Here is an 18170-nt window from a genome sequence, read left to right as displayed (position 1 = left end):
CGGGCCGCTTGGCATGCCGGCCCGGCATAAGCGTCCGGCCGCTAGCACCGGCCTGATGGAACCATCGAGAAACTAAGAGGATACTGTGGCAACCACTAACGACATCAAGAACGGAACCGTCCTTAAGCTTGAGGGCCAGCTTTGGAACATCATCGAGTTCCAGCACGTCAAGCCCGGCAAGGGTGGCGCGTTCGTGCGCACCAAGATGCGCAACGTGATGTCCGGCAAGGTCGTCGACAAGACCTTCAACGCCGGACTGAAGATCGAGACCGCCACGGTGGACCGCCGCGACTACCAGTACCTGTACCAGGACGGCGCCGACTTCGTCTTCATGGACACCTCGGACTTCGACCAGCTCACCGTTTCGGCCGCCACCGTCGGCGACGCCACCAACTTCATGCTCGAAAACCAGATGGTCAACATCGCCATCCACGAGGGCAACCCGCTCTACATCGAACTGCCCCCGAGCGTCGTCCTCGAGATCACCTACACGGAGCCGGGCCTGCAGGGCGACCGCTCCTCGGCCGGCACCAAGCCCGCCACCCTCGAAACCGGGTACGAGATCCAGGTTCCGCTGTTCGTCGAGAACAACACCAAGGTCAAGGTCGACACCCGCGACGGCTCCTACCTCGGCCGGGTCAACGACTAGTGAGTGCACGCGGTAAGGCCCGGAACCGGGCCCTCGATGTCCTCTTTGAGGCCGAGCAGCGCTCCGCCTCGGCCTTCGACGTACTGAAGTCCCGCCGCGAGCAGACAGACCAGATCGTCAACCCGTACACCCTGGAAATTGTCGAAGGCGTGGTGTCCCACCAGGCCGCCATCGACGAATTCCTGGAGACCTATTCGCAGGGCTGGACCCTGGAGCGCATGCCCTCCGTGGACCGCATCATCCTGCGGATCGGCACGTGGGAACTGCTCTACAACGACGACGTGCCCGACGGCGTGGCTGTCAGCGAGGCTGTGGCCCTGGCCAAGACGCTCTCCACTGACGAGTCGCCGTCGTTCATCAACGGCCTGCTGGGCCGCCTGCAGCAGCTGAAGCCTTCGCTGCTGGCCTAGGTCGTTCGGGAACAACAACCCAGCACCACAAAGAACCCCGCCCGGGACTCCGGGCGGGGTTCTTTCGTTAGCCGACGACGGCGGCGCGGAGGGCGGCGATCTCGGCAAGCTGGCGCTGCTCATCGCGTTGATGCGCGGCCACGTCCCGGCCGCCGAGGATCCGCTGCCGGGTGAAGGCGAGTTCGGTGGCCGCATGGAGCAGGGCCTTCATCTGGGCCTCTCGCCCCACGAACCTGGCCCAGCGCAGTGCGGAGCGGCGTCCGCCCGGGGGTGGCCATCATGTCCACCTCGGCCGCGGTGAACCAGCCCGCGGCAGCGTACTCCCTGAGCCGCTGGCGCGTGAGCCTGCGCTCCGCCACCCGCAGCAGGGCAATGACCAGGACCGCCAGCAGGAAGATCGGCACCTGCACCAGCACGTACTGGGCCAGGAAGTCCTGGCCCATGCTGTTCCAGCCGCTGTGCAGAAGCATCGCCGGGACGAGGCCGACCAGAAACGCCAGCACGGACAGCCCGGTGCTCCCGCGGCTCACGGCGAAGCCCATGATCAGCCCCGTGGTACCCGTGAAAATGGCGTGGGCGAATGGTGACATGACCCCGCGCAGGAAGAACACCACCGCGAGGTCCGTGCCCGGGTCACTGGATTCAGCAATGGCGCGGCCGAAGTAGAGGATGTTCTCGGTGAACGCGAAGCCGGCCGCGATCGTGAAGGCGAACACCACACCGTCCACCGGTCCGTTGAAATGTTTTGGGGCGAAGAGCAGGATCATCAGCAGCCCCAGGGACTTGGCGAATTCCTCCACCACCGGCGCCTGGACCGTCACTGCGAACGTCGTATGGTCCAGTCCCGAGGCCGGCCCGGCCACCAGCGAAATATAGGGCTGGATGAGCATGGTCACCGCTATCGAGACGACGGCTCCCCAGGCAAAGGCGAAGAGCAGCAGCGCCCTGGGCTCGGGTTCCCAGCGGTCGATGATACGCACCGTCAACAGCACGGTCGCCAGGGGAACCAGCGAGGCGAGGAAACCAACCACGAAGCCGGAGATTCCCGTGCGGTCCAGGAGGAAGGGCAGGACCAGGAAGAGGCTGATGAACGCCAGGAGTCCGCCGGCGAGCACAAGTCCAAAAACACCGGCGGAGCTGCTGCCGGCCTTCCAGCCGGAACTGCCTCCCGCGGGAACGGCGGGTGGCAGCACCGGCGGGAAGTGGCCGCGGCTGTTGGCCGGCGCCTGCTGGTAGTGCTGCGGCCGGACGTGCCCCAGCCACGTCGGGTTGGCCTGCGGGGGCAGCGGCGGCCGGCCGGAGGCGGGGTAGCCGGGCCGGCCCTGCCCCGGCCGCGGCTCGTTCGTCGTCATGGACTCGAGCCTATGTCCGTGTGAGGTTAAACGCATTCGGGCGGCGACGGGCCGCCAGCCCCGCTGTGGTAATTTGAAAGAGCAAATAATCCTTTTTTAATTCCGTCCCGTGAGGCGGGGAAAGGGGAGACGAGCTTTGACTTCTGTGCCTTCAGCACCGGGTCCGGCGAAGGTTGTGCTCACCAGGGTTGTCCTCAACCAGGCTGACATCGACCGCGCCCTCACTCGTATCGCCCATGAAATTCTCGAGGCCAACAAGGGCTCCCAGGACCTCGTCCTGCTGGGCATCCCGCGCCGGGGCTACCCCCTCGCCGTCCGCCTCGCCGCCAAAATCGCCGCCGCCGATCCCACCGTGGACGCCGCCGCGATCGTCGGCCAGCTCGACGTCACCATGTTCCGCGATGACCTCTCCCACCAGCCCACCCGGCCGCCGTACCCCACCCAGCTGCCGCGCACCGGGATCGACAACAAGGTTGTCGTGCTCATCGACGACGTCCTCTACTCCGGACGCACCATCCGCGCAGCCCTGGATGCCATCATCGACCTCGGCCGCCCGCGGATTGTCCGCCTGGCGGTGCTGATCGACCGTGGCCACCGCGAACTGCCCATCCGCGCGGACCACGTCGGCAAGAACCTGCCCACGTCCTCCTCCGAGAAGGTCCGTGTCCGGCTCGAGGAAACCGACAGCGTCGACGGCGCCCCGGTCAATGAAGTGGTTATCGAGGCCACCGCATGAGGCACCTGCTCTCCACCGAAGACCTGAGCCTGCACAACGCCATCCGCATCCTCGACACCGCCGAGGAAATGGCAGCCGTCGGGGAGCGTGAGGTCAAGAAGCTCCCCGCCCTGCGCGGCCGCACCGTGGTCAACCTTTTCTTCGAGGACTCCACCCGCACCCGGATCTCCTTCGAGGCCGCGGCCAAGCGGCTCTCCGCGGACGTCATCAACTTCGCCGCGAAGGGCTCCTCCGTCTCCAAGGGCGAGTCCCTCAAGGACACCGCCCAGACACTCGCCGCGATGGGCGCCGACGCCGTCGTCATCCGGCACTGGGCCTCCGGCGCCCCGCACCGGCTCGCCGCCACCGACTGGATCGACGCCGCCATCATCAACGCCGGCGACGGCACCCACGAACACCCCACCCAGGCACTGCTGGACGCGTTCACCATGCGCCGGCACTGGGCCAAACTGGCCGGCAAGCCGTCGGCCGGGGCGGACCTGCAGGGCATGCGCGTCGCCATCGCGGGCGACGTCCTGCACTCCCGCGTGGCCCGCTCCAACGTCTGGCTGCTGCGCACCCTCGGCGCCGAGGTCACACTCGTCGCGCCGCCCACGCTGCTGCCCATCGGCGTCGAAAAATGGCCCTGCGCCGTCAGCTTCGACCTCGACGAGACCCTCGCCCAGGGCGTGGACGCCATGATGATGCTCCGCGTCCAGGGCGAACGGATGAACGCGTCCTTCTTCCCGACCACCCGCGAATACTCACGCCGGTGGGGCTTCGACGACAACCGGCTCCGGGCCCTCGACAGCCTGGGGCTCAAGGACACCATCATCATGCACCCCGGTCCCATGAACCGCGGCCTGGAAATTTCCGCAGCCGCGGCGGACTCGCCGCGCTCCACGGTGCTGGCGCAGGTCCGCAACGGCGTCTCCATCCGGATGGCGGCACTGTACCTGCTGCTCTCCGGCGAGAACCGCGAACCGGCCGCCGCACCAGTCGCACCCGCCTCCGCCTCCCTCGCCGGGGTGGCTGTATCTGCCTCCGCGGCCGCGTCCCCCGCCCATCCGAACGCCACTTATTCCCCCCAGGAGAGCCACTGATGGCCCAACAGCAGCAGAACGCAGACAACAGCGGCGCCTACCTGATCCGCGGCGCCGCGATCCTGGGCGGAGCAGCCGAGGACCTCCTGGTCCGTGACGGCGTCATCGCCGCGCGCGGCCGGGAACTGGACGCCGGGGACGCAACCATAATCGACGCCACCGGCCTCGTCGCCCTGCCCGGCATGGTGGACATCCACACCCACCTGCGCGAACCCGGCCGCGAAGACGCCGAAACTGTCGAAACCGGCACCCGCGCCGCCGCCCTCGGCGGCTACACGGCCGTCCACGCGATGGCCAACAGCACCCCGGTGGCGGACACCGCCGGCGTCGTCGAACAGGTACTCACCCTGGGCCGCACCGCCGGTTGGGTGGACGTCCGTCCCGTGGGCGCCGTCACCGTCGGCCTGGCGGGGGAGCAACTCGCCGAACTGGGTGCCATGGCCGACTCCCGCGCCCACGTGCGGGTGTTCTCGGACGACGGCATCTGCGTCCACGATCCCGTGCTGATGCGGCGCGCGCTCGAGTACGTCAAGGCGTTCGACGGCGTCGTGGCCCAGCACGCACAGGAACCCCGCCTCACCGCCGGCGCCCAGATGAATGAGGGCGAGGTCTCCGCGGTCCTGGGCCTGGCCGGTTGGCCGGCCGTCGCCGAAGAGAGCATCATCGCCCGCGACGTGCTCCTGGCCCAGCACGTCGGCTCCCGCCTGCACGTCTGCCACGTCTCCACCGCCGGGTCCGTGGAAATCATCCGCTGGGCCAAGTCCCGCGGCGTCAACGTCACGGCCGAGGTCACCCCGCACCACCTCTGGCTCACCGACGAGCTCGCCCGCAGCTACGACCCCGTCTACAAGGTCAACCCGCCGCTGCGCACCGACGCCGATGTCCAGGCCCTCCGCGCCGCCCTGGCCGACGGCACGATCGACGTCGTCGGTACCGACCACGCCCCGCACCCGAGCGAACACAAGGAATGCGAATGGGCGCAGGCGGCCATGGGCATGACCGGACTGGAAACCGCCCTCTCGGTGGTCCAGCACACCATGATCGAAACCGGGCTGATGGGCTGGGACGACTTCGCCCGGGTCACCTCGACCGCCCCGGCCGCGATCGGCCGGCTGGAGGACCAGGGCCGCCCGCTCGAGCCCGGCGAACCCGCCAACGTCACACTCGTGGACCCGGCTGCGCGCTGGACCGTGGACCCTTCTAAGATGGCAACCATGGGCCGTAACTCTCCGTTTGCCGGCCGGGAACTCCCCGGCAAGGTGGTGGCGACGTTCTTCAAGGGCCACCCGACCGTGCTCGACGGCCAACTGAACACCCCGTACCGGTGGCCGGCCGAGGCCCTCGACGCCGGACCGGCGGGCCGCCCGTGATGGTCAAGGACCTTTCCCTGCTCTTCACGGTGGTCCTGACGGCCGTGGCGCTGATCCTCATCGCGGTCGGCTGGCGCAACCGCCTGCGCCGCCAGTCCGACGTCGAGCCCCTGCCCGAGGTCCCCGACGAACTTGGCGCTCCGCTGGCCACGGCCGACGGGCAGTACGTCGTGTCCACCACTGCCGGCGACTGGCTGGACCGCATCGCCGTGCATAACCTGGGCATCCGCACCAACGCCACGCTCAGCGTGCACCCCGACGGTGTGCTCTTCGACCGTGCCGGTGCCGGGCCGGTGTTCATCCCGGCTGCCCGCCTCACGGGCGTGCGCCAGGAAAGCGGCATGGCCGGAAAGTTCGTGGAAAAGGACGGCCTCCTGGTGGTCAGCTGGATGCTCGGCTCCCACGAGCTGGACACCGGCTTCCGGACCCGCCGGGCAGATGAGAAGGACCTGCTCCTGGCCACCCTCAAAGATTTGATCTCCGCAGCCCCTCAGGCGGAAGCCGATAGTGGAAAGTAACGACGTGACGGAATCCAACGCAGTTTCAGAAAAGACAGAGACAGAAAAAACAGTGACAGCAAACGACGCTGCAGCAGCATCCACCCCAGCAGTCCTCGTGCTCGAAGACGGCCGGATTTTCCGCGGCACCAGCTATGGCGCCACCGGAACCGCCCTCGGCGAGGCGGTCTTCGCCACCGGCATGACCGGCTACCAGGAGACCATCACGGACCCCTCGTACGCGCGCCAGCTCGTGGTCCAGACCGCGCCGCACATTGGCAACACCGGCGTCAACGCCGACGACGCCGAGTCCCGCCGCATCTGGGTGGCCGGCTACATCGTCCGCGACGCCGCCCGCCGGCCCTCCAACTGGCGGTCCGAACGGTCCCTCGATGACGAACTCGTCGAACAGGGAATCGTCGGCATCCAGGGCGTGGACACCCGGGCCAYCACCCGCCACCTGCGCGAACACAAGACCATGCGCGCCGGCATCTTCTCCGGCGACGCCGCCCGCGCCACGGACAAGGAACTGCTCGACGCCGTCCTGGCCAGCGCGCCCATGGAAGGCTCCCGGCTCGCCGAGGAAGTCAGCGTGGACGCCGCGTACACGGTGGAGCCCAAGGACTTCGGCTGGGACGGCGAGCCGCGGTTCAGCATCGCCGCGATCGACCTCGGCATCAAGCGCATGACCCCCATCCGTTTCGCCGAGCGCGGCGTCCTGGTGCACGTGCTGCCCGCCACCGCAACCCTCGCCGACGTCCAGGCCGTCAACCCCGACGGCTTCTTCATGTCCAACGGCCCCGGCGACCCCGCCACCGCGGACAACCAGGTCAAGCTGCTCCGCTCGGTCCTCGACGAGAAGATCCCGTACTTCGGCATCTGCTTCGGCAACCAGATCCTGGGCCGCGCCCTCGGATTCGGCACCTACAAGCTGCGCTACGGCCACCGCGGCCTCAACCAGCCGGTCATGGACCGCCGCACCGGCAAGGTCGAAATCACCTCGCAGAACCACGGCTTCGCCGTCGACGCCCCGCTCAACGGCGCCACGCAGGCGCCCGAGGAGCGCTTCGGCCGTGTGGAGGTCAGCCACGTGAGCCTCAACGACGACGTCGTCGAGGGCCTCAACTGCCTCGACATCCCGGCCTTCTCCGTGCAGTACCACCCCGAAGCGGCGGCCGGCCCGCACGACGCCGCCTACCTCTTCGACCGCTTCATCGAACTCATGGCGAACGCTTCTTCAAAGACGGCGGACGCTCCTTCAAAGACAGAGACCGGCACAACGACTGCCACCGAATCCAAGACTGAGGACAAGAAGTAATGCCCAAGAGAACTGACCTTAAGAGCGTCCTGGTCATCGGGTCCGGTCCGATCGTGATCGGCCAGGCCGCCGAATTCGACTACTCCGGCACCCAGGCACTGCGCGTCCTSAAGGAGGAGGGCCTGCGGGTCATCCTCGTGAACTCCAACCCGGCCACCATCATGACGGACCCCGAGTTCGCCGACGCCACCTACATCGAGCCGATCACCCCTGAGGTGGTCGAGAAGATCATCGCCAAGGAGCGCCCGGACGCGGTCCTGCCCACCCTGGGCGGGCAGACCGCACTCAACACGGCCATCGCACTGGACAAGAACGGCGTCCTGGAAAAGTACAACGTCGACCTGATCGGCGCCAACATCGCCGCGATCGAACTCGGCGAGGACCGCGAGAAGTTCAAGGGCGTCGTGGAACGCTGCGGCGCCGAATCGGCCCGCAGCCACATCATCCACACCATCGACGAGGCCCTCGCCGCGGCCGAGGACCTCGGCTACCCCATGGTCGTCCGGCCCTCCTTCACCATGGGCGGCCTCGGCTCCGGCCTGGCTTACGATGAGGCCGACCTCCGCCGGATCGTCGGCCAGGGCCTGCAGTACAGCCCCACCAGCGAGGTGCTGCTCGAAGAGAGCATCCTCGGCTGGAAGGAATACGAGCTCGAGATGATGCGGGACAAGAACGACAACGTCGTGGTGGTCTGCTCCATCGAGAACTTCGACCCGGTCGGCGTGCACACCGGCGACTCGATCACCGTCGCGCCGGCACTGACCCTGACGGACCGCGAATACCAGCGGCTGCGCGACATCTCCATCGCCGTCATCCGCGAAGTCGGCGTCGACACCGGCGGCTGCAACATCCAGTTCGCCGTCGAGCCGGACACCGGCCGCGTCGTCGTGATCGAGATGAACCCGCGCGTCTCCCGCTCCTCCGCCCTCGCCTCCAAGGCCACCGGCTTCGCGATCGCCAAGATCGCCACCAAGCTCTCCCTCGGCTACACCCTGGACGAGATCCCGAACGACATCACCCAGAAGACCCCGGCGTCCTTCGAGCCGACCCTGGACTACGTCGTCGTCAAGGTCCCGCGCTTCGCCTTCGAGAAGTTCCCGGCGGCGGATCCGACCCTGACCACCACCATGAAATCGGTGGGCGAGGCCATGGCCATGGGCCGGAACTTCACCGAGGCGCTGCAGAAGGCCCTGCGCTCCCTCGAACAGAAGGGCTCGCAGCTGGACTTCAGCCACGTCCCGGAATGGGAAGTCGCGGAGCTGATCGAGAAGGCAAAGCGGCCCACCACCGAGCGCCTGCACCAGGTCCAGCGGGCCCTGCTCGGCGGCGCCACCGTGGAGCAGCTCTTCGAGGCCACCAAGATCGACCCCTGGTACCTGGACCAGCTCCAGCTCCTCAACGAGATCTCCCTCGAAATCCGGCAGGCCGCGGCCCTGACCCCGGAAATGCTGACCCGCGCCAAGCGGCACGGCTTCTCCGACGAGCAGATCGGCGCCCTGACCCACAATTCCGAGGACGTGGTCCGCGGTGTCCGGCAGGCCCTCGGCATCCGCCCGGTCTACAAGACCGTGGACACGTGCGCCGCCGAGTTCGCCGCCTACACGCCCTACCACTACTCCTCCTACGACGAGGAGGACGAGGTCGCGCTGCACGCCAAGCCGTCCATCATCATCCTCGGCTCCGGGCCGAACCGGATCGGCCAGGGCATCGAGTTCGACTACTCCTGCGTCCACGCCTCCATGGCGCTGCGCAAGGCCGGCTACGAGACAGTCATGGTCAACTGCAACCCCGAGACCGTCTCCACCGACTACGACGTCTCCACCCGCCTGTACTTCGAACCGCTCACCCTCGAGGACGTCCTCGAGGTCATCGCGGCCGAGGAGCGCACCGGCGGCGTCATGGGCGTCTTCGTCCAGCTCGGCGGCCAGACCCCGCTCAAGCTCGCCCAGCAGCTGGCCGACGCCGGCGTGCCGATCCTGGGCACCTCGCCGGAAGCGATCGACCTCGCCGAACACCGTGGCGCGTTCTCCCGCGTACTGGACAAGGCAGGGCTCGTCTCACCGAAGAACGGCACCGCCGTGTCCTTCGAGGACGCCAAGAAGATCGCCGACGAGATCGGCTACCCGGTCCTGGTCCGCCCGTCCTACGTGCTCGGCGGCCGCGGCATGGAGATCGTCTACGACGAGCCCAACCTCTCCCGCTACATCGCCAACGCCACCGAAATCACCCCGGACCACCCGGTCCTGATCGACAGGTTCCTGGAGGACGCCGTCGAGATCGACGTCGACGCCCTCTACGACGGCACGGAGATGTACCTCGGCGGCATCATGGAACACATCGAGGAGGCCGGCATCCACTCCGGCGACTCGGCCTGCGTCCTGCCGCCGATCACCCTGGGCAACAACGTGCTGGAACGGGTCCGGACCGCCACCCTGGCCATCGCCGAGGGCGTGGGCGTCCGCGGCCTGATCAACATCCAGTTCGCCCTGGCCTCCGACGTGCTCTACGTCCTGGAAGCCAACCCGCGGGCCTCCCGCACCGTGCCGTTCGTCTCCAAGGCCACCGGTGTCCAGATGGCCAAGGCCGCGGCCCTGATCGGCACCGGCGTCACCATCAACCAGCTCCGCTCGGCCTACAAGATGCTGCCCGAATCCGGCGACGGCTCCACGCTGCCGCTGGATGCACCGGTCTCGGTCAAGGAAGCCGTGCTGCCCTTCAGCCGCTTCCGCACCCCGGAGGGCAAGGTGGTCGACTCCCTGCTTGGCCCGGAAATGCGCTCCACGGGCGAGGTCATGGGCATCGACAAGCACTTCGACACGGCCTTCGCCAAGAGCCAGGCGGCCGCCAACAACGCGTTGCCCACCGAGGGCAAGATCTTCGTCTCCGTGGCTAACCGGGACAAGCGCTCGGTCATCATGGGCGTCAAACGGCTTTCGGACCTCGGCTTCGAGATCGTCTCCACCGGCGGCACGGCCGACGTGCTGCGCCGCAACGGCATCCAGGCCACCCCGGTCAGGAAGGTCGCCGAGGGCTCCAGCGCCGAAGGCGAAGGCACCATCGCGGACCTCATCATTGCCGGCGAAATCGACATGGTCTTCAACACCCCCTCCGGTGGCGAGGCCCGCAGCGACGGTTACGAACTGCGCGCCGCCGCGACCTCGATCGGCATCCCGTGCATCACCACCGTGGCCGAGTTCAACGCCGCCGTCCAGGCCATCGAGGCGCTGCGCACCTACGAATGGTCCGTCACGAGCCTGCAGGAGCACGCCGCGAACCTCAAGGCCCTCCAGGATGCCTGAGGCAGCCACCGCAGTAACGCCCGGCCGGGAGTCCTTCGGCTCCCGGCTGGGCCGGGCCATGGCGGACCGCGGACCGCTGTGCGTCGGCATCGACCCGCATCCGGCGCTGCTGCAGCAATGGGGTCTGACCGACGACGCCGCCGGGCTGGAACGCTTTTCGCTGACCGTCCTGGAGGCGGTGGCCTCCCTCGCTGCCGCGGTGAAGCCGCAAGTGGCGCTGTACGAGCGGCACGGCTCCGCCGGCATGGCCGTGCTCGAACGCACCCTGGCCGCTGCCGCGGAGGCCTCCGTTCTGACCATCGCGGACGCCAAGCGCGGCGACATCGGCTCCACCATGGCCGCCTACGCCGACGCCTGGCTGCGGGACGGCTCGGCCCTTGCCGCGGATTCGGTTACCTTGAGCCCGTACCTGGGCTTTGAGTCGCTGCGGCCCGCCCTGGACCTGGCCGCCGAGACCGGGCGGGGCGTGTTCGTCCTCGCGCTAACCTCCAACCCGGAAGGCGCCTCGGTGCAGCACGTCGGCGGGGCGGATTCCGTCGCGCGGCGGATCACGGAGGCGGCCGCGGCGGAGAACCGCCGCTACGACGGTTCCCTCGGTTCCGTGGGCCTTGTGGTCGGCGCCACGGTGGGCTCCGCCCTGACCGCTCTGAATCTGGACCTGGCGGCGGTCCGCGGGCCCATCCTGGCCCCCGGGCTGGGAGCGCAGGGCGCAACCGCTGCGGATCTGCGCCGCACTTTCGGTGCGGCCTATCCGCAGGTCCTGGGCACCTCGAGCCGGGACATCCTCGGCGCCGGACCGCAGCTGCAGCAGCTCCGGGATGCCGCACGGCGCACCCTCGACGAACTCCTCGCAGCCTAGCCGCCGCCGGGCCGGCCCGGGACCGGAGATACCGGACCCGGGCTGCGTGCTGTCCTGTTAGGGAACTGGGCTTTTGACCTGCCGGGACGGCTGCAGATTTCCATTGATTTCTGCCTCCGCCAGCGGGTAGGTTCAGGGCAAGGGCACGGGTGCCCCGTCCCGCCATGCAGGGAGGACCTCAGTGAGCTTGAAACCCCTCACTCCGCAGGAGCGTTCCGATGCCCTTCGCAAGGCCGCTGCCGCAAGGGCCACCAGGGCCGAGGCCAAGGAGCGCCTGAAGACGGGAGCGCTGACCATCGCCAACGTCATCGATGCCGCGGAAACCGACGACGCCATTGCCCGCATGCGGATCGTGGAGCTGCTGGAGGCCCTGCCTGGGATCGGCCGGGTCCGTGCCGCGGCCATCATGGACCAGCTCGGCATCGCGCAATCCCGGCGCGTCCGCGGCCTGGGAATCCACCAGCGCCGGGCGCTGGTAGATTTTATTGACGACAAATAGCTTGGTTCGCTGAGCTGCCCCAACGCCCAAAGGAATATGTGAGCAAGAAACCGGGACTGACAGTCCTCGCCGGCCCGACGGCTGTTGGCAAAGGCACCGTGTCCACCTATATTCGCGACAACTACCCCGAGGTGTGGCTGTCAGTGTCCGCTACCACCCGGGCTCCGCGGCCCGGGGAAATCGACGGGGTGCACTACTTCTTCAAGTCCAAGGAGGAGTTCGAGTCCCTGGTGGCTGCCGGCGAACTGCTTGAATGGGCCGTGGTGCACGGACAGAACACCTATGGCACCCTGAAGAGCACGGTCAACCAGGCCATCGCCGAGGGCCGCCCGGTACTGCTGGAAATCGATCTGCAGGGAGCACGCCAAGTAAGGCAAGCCGTTCCGGATGCGCAGTTCGTGTTCCTTGCGCCGCCCAGCTGGGATGAATTGGTGCGCCGGCTTGTGGGCCGCGGCACGGAAAGCGCCGAAGAACAGCAGCGACGGCTGGAAACCGGTAAAGTAGAGCTTGCTGCTGAACCGGAGTTCGACCACACCGTCATTAATGACGACGTTCGCCGGGCAGCGGACGAGCTTGTTTCACTCATGGGGCTGACCCCCCACCCGCGCTAGCCGCGGAAAGCCATCAGCCCGTTAGAATTTGGAGAATTCGTGTCCACGAACCTTGAAGGCATCATCAACCCGCCGATCGACGAGCTGCTGAAGGCCGCCGACTCGAAGTACGGACTGGTGATTTTCGGTGCCAAGCGCGCACGCCAGATCAACGCGTACTACGCCCAGCTGCACGAGGGCCTGTTTGAGTACGTTGGTCCGCTGGTCGACACCAAGCTGAACGAGAAGTCCCTGTCGATCGCGCTGCGCGAGATCAACGAAGGCAAGCTCGTTTCCACGCCGATCGAAGCCGCGGAGTAATTCCCTTCGCGGGAATAGCAAGGTAAACAGACTGCCTGTTGACGGAGATCACGTGCGCATAGTCCTCGGAGTCGGGGGAGGGATTGCCGCCTACAAGGTGGCATCGCTCCTCCGGCTTTTTACTGAAGCCGGGCATGACGTCACGGTCATCCCTACCGAGTCGGCCACCCGCTTCGTCGGCGTTGCCACGTGGGAGGCCCTGTCCGGGCACCCGGTGAGCAACAGCGTGTTCGACGCCGTCCACACGGTCAACCATGTCCGGCTCGGCCACGAGGCTGACCTGATCGTCGTGGCACCGGCCACCGCCGATCTCCTGGCCCGCGCGGCCACCGGCCAGGCCGATGACCTCCTCACCAACACGCTGCTGATGGCCGGCGACTGCCCCGTCCTCATGGCCCCGGCCATGCACACCGAAATGTGGCAGCACCAGGCCACCCAGGCAAACGTCGAAACCCTGCGCAGCCGCGGCATCACCGTGCTGGAACCCGCGAGCGGCCGGCTGACCGGAGCCGACTCCGGCCCCGGCAGGCTGCCCGAACCGGAGGCGATCTTCACCGCCGCCCTGGCCCTCGCCGGGGCATCCGCCGTGCCCGGCACGTCCTCCCTGACGCCGGCAGACGCCGTGCCGGCATCCGCCGCCGCGGATCCGGCGCTGGTTGCCGGGCCTCCCGCCGGCCGCCCGTTGGCCGGGCTGACGGTCACCATCAGCGCCGGCGGCACCCGTGAACCGCTGGACCCCGTGCGTTTCCTCGGCAACCGCTCCTCGGGCAAGCAGGGCGTGGCCCTGGCCGCGGCCGCCCTTGAGGCCGGCGCCCGCGTCCGCCTGCTGGCCGCCCACATGGAGGTTCCGGCGCCCGTCGGTGCCGAACTCGTCCAGGTCGAGACGGCCCTGGAGCTGCGGGAGGCGGCCCTGCACGCGGCCGCCGACTCCGACGTCGTCATCATGGCCGCCGCCGTCGCGGACTTCCGCCCGGCGGACGTCTCCGGCACCAAGATCAAGAAGCGCGACGACGTCGCCGATCCCGTCATCAACCTGGTGCGCAACCCGGACATCCTGCGGGAACTCGTTGAGGTCCGCGACGCCGCGTCCCGGCATCAGCTGATTGTCGGCTTCGCCGCCGAAACAGGCGATGCCGGGGGAGATGTCCTCGAGTACGCCCTGGCCAAGCTGCACCGGAAGGCCTGTGACCTGCTGGTGGTCAACCAGGTGGGCCGGGACAAGGTCTTTGGCGAAGACACGAACTCCGTGGTCATCCTTTCCCGTGCCGGCTCCGAACCCCAAGAGGCGTCGGGTTCCAAATCCGACGTCGCGGCTGCCGTGATCGACCGGATCAGCGCCGAGCTGAGCCGGGCAGTACCGCCGGCCTAGCCGGCGTAACCAACATCTCCTTAGCATGGGGACACACGCCGCCGGACGCCCGTTTTCCAACCAGTAAGGTAGTTGAGTGACTTTACCGCTGCACATCCCCGACTTCCACGGGTCCACGCCCGCCGCGCTCCGGCTCTTTACGTCCGAGTCGGTGACGGAGGGCCACCCCGACAAGATCTGTGACCAGATCAGCGATGCGATCCTGGACGCCCTGCTGGACAAGGACCCCGAATCCCGCGTAGCCGTCGAAACGCTGGCCACCACCGGGCTGGTTCACGTGGCCGGCGAGGTCACCACGGACGCCTATGTCGAGATCCCCCAGATTGTCCGCGAGACCATCCTGGGCATCGGCTACGACTCCTCGGCCAACGGCTTCGACGGCGCCCGCTGCGGCGTCTCGGTATCGATCGGCCAGCAGTCCAACGACATCGCCGGCGGCGTGTTCAACTCGCTCGAAGCCCGCGAGGGACGCCAGGAAGACGACTACGACCTCCAGGGCGCCGGCGACCAGGGTCTCATGTTCGGCTACGCCAGCGACGAGACCCCGTCCTACATGCCCGTGCCGATCTGGCTCGCGCACCGGCTCTCCGAGCGCCTCACCGAGGTCCGCAAGAACGGCGAACTCGGCTACCTGCGCCCGGACGGCAAGACCCAGGTCACCGTGGGCTACGACGGCGACCGGCCGGTTTCCGTGGAGACCGTGGTCATCTCCAGCCAGCACGCCGAAGGCACCAGCCTCGACCAGCTCCGCGCCGACCTCGCCAAGCACGTGGTGGAGCCGGTCATGGCGCTGTCCAACCTGGACATCTCCCGGACCCGCAACATCCTGAACCCCGCGGGCGCCTTCGTCATTGGCGGCCCCGTGGGCGACGCCGGCCTCACCGGCCGCAAGATCATCGTCGACACCTATGGCGGCATGGCCCGCCACGGCGGCGGCGCGTTCTCCGGCAAGGATCCGTCGAAGGTGGACCGCTCAGCCGCCTACGCCATGCGCTGGGTCGCCAAGAACGTGGTGGCCGCAGGCCTGGCCAAGCGCGCCGAAATCCAGATCGCGTACGCGATCGGACAGGCCCGCCCGGTGGGTACCTACGTGGAGACGTTCGGAACCGAAACCGTGGACCCGGCGCGGATCAGCGCCGCGATCGCCGAGATCTTCGACCTTCGCCCGCGGGCCATCATCGACGCCCTCGACCTCAAGCGCCCGATCTACGCCAAGACCGCAGCCCACGGGCACTTCGGCCGCGAAGATCCGGACTTCACCTGGGAACGCCTGGACCGGGTGGACGAGCTGAAGGCGTTCTTCAACGCCTAAGTCCGCCGGATACGCGGGGTGAATCCGGCAGGGAAACTGGCCGGACGGTCCGTTTTCAGGGCGTGCGTTTTCACGATGTGCGTTTGCCGTTGAGTTATTTGTCAGTGCTGTGTGATCTGCTGTAGCCAGGCCGCCTTCCGGTGGCCTGGCTACAGTGCATTTGAGAAACCGCCATTTAGCCCAAGGGAGGTGCGCGTGAGTCCCAATCCCACCGGCGGCGCGCCCGGCGAACCCCAGCAGCTGTCCCTGCTCCAGGGCTTCCCCGTATCCGCCGCGGAAGCGCCCGGGCCAGCCCTCGCCGCCCAGCTGCCGGTGGCGCGGGTGCTGATCGAATCCTCGCTGCCACACCTGGACCGGCCCTTCGACTACAGCGTGCCTGCCACCCTCGACACCCAGGCCCTGCCCGGGGTGCGGGTCAAGGTCAAGTTCAACGGCCAGGAACTGCCCGGATACGTCCTGGAGCGCACCGCCGCGTCCGACGCCGGCCACCCGCTCGTGCCACTGCACAAAGTACTGTCGTCCGTGCCGGTGCTGACCCCCGCCGTAGCCGAACTCGCCGGCCGTATCGCCTCCCGGTACGCCGGAACGGTCAGCGACGTCCTGCGCGTTGCCGTGCCGCCACGCATGGCCAAGCTCGAAAAGGAATTCGCCCCGGACGGCCGGCTCGACCCCGAGCTGTTCGGTACTGAGATGGCCGGTCTTGCGACCTCCGCGTCGCTGCCCTCACGGGCCGCAGGCAGCGTCTGGGCCCCGTACCGCAACGGTCAGGCGTTCCTGGCCCACCTGGCCGCGGGGGAGTCGCCCAGGGCCGTGCTGACCGCCCTCCAGGGCTACGGGCCCGGCGGCTGGCCGCGGATGGTCGCCGAGGCCGTGGCCGCCGTGCGGATCTCCGGCCGCGGCGCCGTCGTGGTGGTGCCCGACTACCGGGACCTGGACCGGGTGGAGTCCGCCCTGCTGGAACTCCTTCCCGCCGGCGACGTCGCCCGGCTTACCGCGGACGATGGCCAGACCCCGCGCTACCGCAGCTTCCTGCGCGTCCTCAGCGGCGCGGCCGGGGTCGCCGTGGGCACGCGTTCCGCGGCCTACGCCCCGGTGCCGAACCTGGGGCTCGTGGTCTGCTGGGACGACGGCGATGACCTCCACATCGAACAACGGTCCCCGTACGCGCACTCCCGCGAAGTCCTCCTCCTCCGCGCAGGCCAGGAGGGAGCCGCTTGCCTGCTCGCGGCCCACTCCCGCAGCACCGAAACGGAACGGCTGGTCGCCTCCGGCTGGGCACAGGCCGTGGAAGCGGAGCGAACCGTCCTCCGCCGGACGGTCCCGCGCGTACTGAACACGGCGGACAGCTTTGAACAGGAACGTGACCCGCTGGCCCGCATCGCCCGCCTCCCGGGCGCGGCCTGGCGGACGGCCAAGGAAGGCCTGGAACGCGGCCCGGTCCTGGTCCAGGTGGCCCGAGCCGGCTACGCCCCCTCGCTGGTGTGCGAAACCTGCCGGGAACCGGCCCGCTGCACCGCCTGCAGCGGGCCCCTGGCGATCGCCGGGCCGGGCGGGAGCAGCGCCGTGCCGCAATGCCGCTGGTGCTCATCGCCGGCCCCGTCATGGCGCTGTGGTACCTGCAACGGTGTCCGGCTCCGGCGTGGCGCCACGGGGGCCCTCCGGACGGCGGAGGAGCTGGGCCGGGCGTTTCCGGGAACACCGGTCATCACCTCCTCGGGAGATCACGTCAAGGCCACCGTCGCGGCGACGAAGTCACTCGTGGTGGCCACCGTCGGTGCCGAGCCGGTGGCCACCGGCGGGTACGCCGCGGCCCTGCTGCTCGACGGCGACTCGTTGCTGCGCCGGGAAAACCTGAGGGCGGGGGAGGACGCAGTGCGCCGCTGGTTCAACGCCGCAGCCCTGGTGCGGCCGGCACCCGAGGGCGGCCTGGTGGTCATCACCGCCGACGACGCTGCCGGGGTTGGCGCCCTGCTGCGCTGGGATCCTGCCGGGTACGCGAGCCGGGAACTGGCGCTGCGGCAGGAGCTGCAGCTGCCGCCCGCCGTGCGGGTCGCCTCCGTCACCGGGGGCAGGACCGCCGTCGGGCACTTCACCGACGCCGTAGAGCACCGGCTGGCGGTGCACGGAACCGTCCTTCGGACGGCCGGACCCGCGCCCCTGATACTGCCGGCCGCCGCGGGAGGGCGCTCAGCGCAGGGGGAACCAGGACCGCGGGATTCCGGCGAGGAGGTCCGGACCCTGCTGTTCATCCCCTACGCCCAGGCCGCCGAGGCCACGGCCGTCCTGCGCGCGGTCAAGGCGGCAGCCGCGGCCAAGCGCAGCGACGACCCGGTGCAGCTGCGCCTGGACGGTGTGGACGTCCTCTAACAGGCCATCGGGCGAGCTCGCCAGGAGAGCTGCCGCGCCGCCCAGATTCCCCACCTTTGGCAGCCTCCGGCGGCGTGCCGGCCAGTAACAGCGGCGTGTCGCGGGGTTGCGGTGTCAAAGGTGGGGAATTTCGGCGCGGT

The 18170-nt window shown here is 68.6% G+C and carries 15 protein-coding genes and 1 pseudogene; 15 read left to right on the top strand and 1 reads right to left on the bottom strand.

Going from position 1 to position 18170, the window contains the following annotated elements; genetic code table 11:
- Positions 1 to 85: 85 nt before the first annotated feature.
- Together efp and nusB are read left to right on the top strand one after the other, a co-directional pair.
- Complete coding sequence (gene efp / locus AB4089_RS09440; protein WP_018773146.1) at positions 86 to 649, top strand: elongation factor P; 564 nt, start codon at positions 86 to 88, stop codon at positions 647 to 649.
- Complete coding sequence (gene nusB / locus AB4089_RS09435; RefSeq protein ID WP_091251831.1) at positions 649 to 1059, top strand: transcription antitermination factor NusB; 411 nt, start codon at positions 649 to 651, stop codon at positions 1057 to 1059. The genes efp and nusB overlap by 1 nt, the downstream gene beginning before the upstream one ends.
- 67 nt (positions 1060 to 1126) lie before the next feature.
- Here the strand turns inward: nusB and AB4089_RS09430 are convergent.
- A pseudogene (locus AB4089_RS09430) lies at positions 1127 to 2411 on the bottom strand (PrsW family intramembrane metalloprotease).
- 136 nt (positions 2412 to 2547) lie between these two features.
- On the opposite strand from AB4089_RS09430, the gene pyrR reads away from it, so the two are divergent.
- The 13 genes from pyrR to AB4089_RS09365 all read left to right on the top strand — a co-directional run bounded on the left by pyrR (position 2548) and on the right by AB4089_RS09365 (position 18030).
- Entirely contained in the window at positions 2548 to 3147 is a 600-nt protein-coding gene (gene pyrR, locus AB4089_RS09425) for a bifunctional pyr operon transcriptional regulator/uracil phosphoribosyltransferase PyrR (protein WP_441409020.1), read from the top strand.
- Positions 3144 to 4229, top strand: a complete 1086-nt coding sequence (locus AB4089_RS09420) for an aspartate carbamoyltransferase catalytic subunit (protein ID WP_441409019.1) — start codon at positions 3144 to 3146, stop codon at positions 4227 to 4229. The genes pyrR and AB4089_RS09420 overlap by 4 nt, the downstream gene beginning before the upstream one ends.
- Positions 4229 to 5599: a dihydroorotase gene (locus AB4089_RS09415; protein WP_441409018.1), complete on the top strand. Its 1371-nt coding sequence runs from the start codon at positions 4229 to 4231 to the stop codon at positions 5597 to 5599. The genes AB4089_RS09420 and AB4089_RS09415 overlap by 1 nt, the downstream gene beginning before the upstream one ends.
- Positions 5599 to 6117, top strand: a complete 519-nt coding sequence (locus AB4089_RS09410; RefSeq protein WP_441409076.1) for a PH-like domain-containing protein — start codon at positions 5599 to 5601, stop codon at positions 6115 to 6117. The genes AB4089_RS09415 and AB4089_RS09410 overlap by 1 nt, the downstream gene beginning before the upstream one ends.
- 52 nt (positions 6118 to 6169) lie before the next feature.
- Positions 6170 to 7414 carry a glutamine-hydrolyzing carbamoyl-phosphate synthase small subunit gene (carA, locus tag AB4089_RS09405; RefSeq protein ID WP_441409017.1) on the top strand — a complete coding sequence of 415 codons (1245 nt, stop codon included), beginning with the start codon at positions 6170 to 6172 and terminating at the stop codon, positions 7412 to 7414.
- Entirely contained in the window at positions 7414 to 10713 is a 3300-nt protein-coding gene (gene carB, locus AB4089_RS09400) for a carbamoyl-phosphate synthase large subunit (RefSeq protein WP_441409016.1), read from the top strand. Before carA ends, carB begins: the two co-directional genes overlap by 1 nt.
- Positions 10706 to 11572 (top strand): orotidine-5'-phosphate decarboxylase, encoded by an 867-nt coding sequence (gene pyrF / locus AB4089_RS09395; RefSeq protein ID WP_441409015.1) that lies wholly within the window; start codon positions 10706 to 10708, stop codon positions 11570 to 11572. The genes carB and pyrF overlap by 8 nt, the downstream gene beginning before the upstream one ends.
- A gap of 181 nt (positions 11573 to 11753) precedes the next feature.
- On the top strand, positions 11754 to 12071 hold the full coding sequence (gene mihF, locus AB4089_RS09390) for an integration host factor, actinobacterial type (protein WP_441409014.1): 318 nt from the start codon (positions 11754 to 11756) through the stop codon (positions 12069 to 12071).
- 38 nt (positions 12072 to 12109) lie between these two features.
- The gene (gene gmk, locus AB4089_RS09385; RefSeq protein ID WP_441409013.1) at positions 12110 to 12682 is read left to right on the top strand and encodes a guanylate kinase; all 573 of its coding nucleotides are present in this window, start codon (positions 12110 to 12112) and stop codon (positions 12680 to 12682) included.
- Between the two features lie 39 nt (positions 12683 to 12721).
- A complete protein-coding gene (gene rpoZ, locus AB4089_RS09380; RefSeq protein ID WP_090581074.1) occupies positions 12722 to 12982 on the top strand; it encodes a DNA-directed RNA polymerase subunit omega in 261 nt (86 codons plus the stop codon).
- 52 nt (positions 12983 to 13034) lie between these two features.
- Complete coding sequence (locus AB4089_RS09375; protein WP_441409012.1) at positions 13035 to 14351, top strand: bifunctional phosphopantothenoylcysteine decarboxylase/phosphopantothenate synthase; 1317 nt, start codon at positions 13035 to 13037, stop codon at positions 14349 to 14351.
- A 76-nt stretch (positions 14352 to 14427) separates the two neighbouring features.
- Positions 14428 to 15663, top strand: a complete 1236-nt coding sequence (gene metK, locus AB4089_RS09370; RefSeq protein ID WP_441409011.1) for a methionine adenosyltransferase — start codon at positions 14428 to 14430, stop codon at positions 15661 to 15663.
- Between the two features lie 195 nt (positions 15664 to 15858).
- Complete coding sequence (locus tag AB4089_RS09365; protein ID WP_441409010.1) at positions 15859 to 18030, top strand: primosomal protein N'; 2172 nt, start codon at positions 15859 to 15861, stop codon at positions 18028 to 18030.
- Positions 18031 to 18170: the final 140 nt, after the last annotated feature.

Origin of the sequence: Arthrobacter sp. 2MCAF15 (genome assembly GCF_052115605.1) — a bacterium.
Classification (GTDB): domain Bacteria; phylum Actinomycetota; class Actinomycetes; order Actinomycetales; family Micrococcaceae; genus Arthrobacter.
This window is presented reverse-complemented; position numbering and strand designations above follow the sequence as displayed.

Bases quoted from the DNA above. Each gene is read 5' to 3' on its own strand.
- pyrF (WP_441409015.1), top strand. From the start codon at position 10,706: ATGCCTGAGGCAGCCACCGCAGTAACGCCCGGCCGGGAGTCCTTCGGC.
- AB4089_RS09420 (WP_441409019.1), top strand. From the start codon at position 3,144: ATGAGGCACCTGCTCTCCACCGAAGACCTGAGCCTGCACAACGCCATC.
- AB4089_RS09410 (WP_441409076.1), top strand. From the start codon at position 5,599: ATGGTCAAGGACCTTTCCCTGCTCTTCACGGTGGTCCTGACGGCCGTG.
- AB4089_RS09415 (WP_441409018.1), top strand. From the start codon at position 4,229: ATGGCCCAACAGCAGCAGAACGCAGACAACAGCGGCGCCTACCTGATC.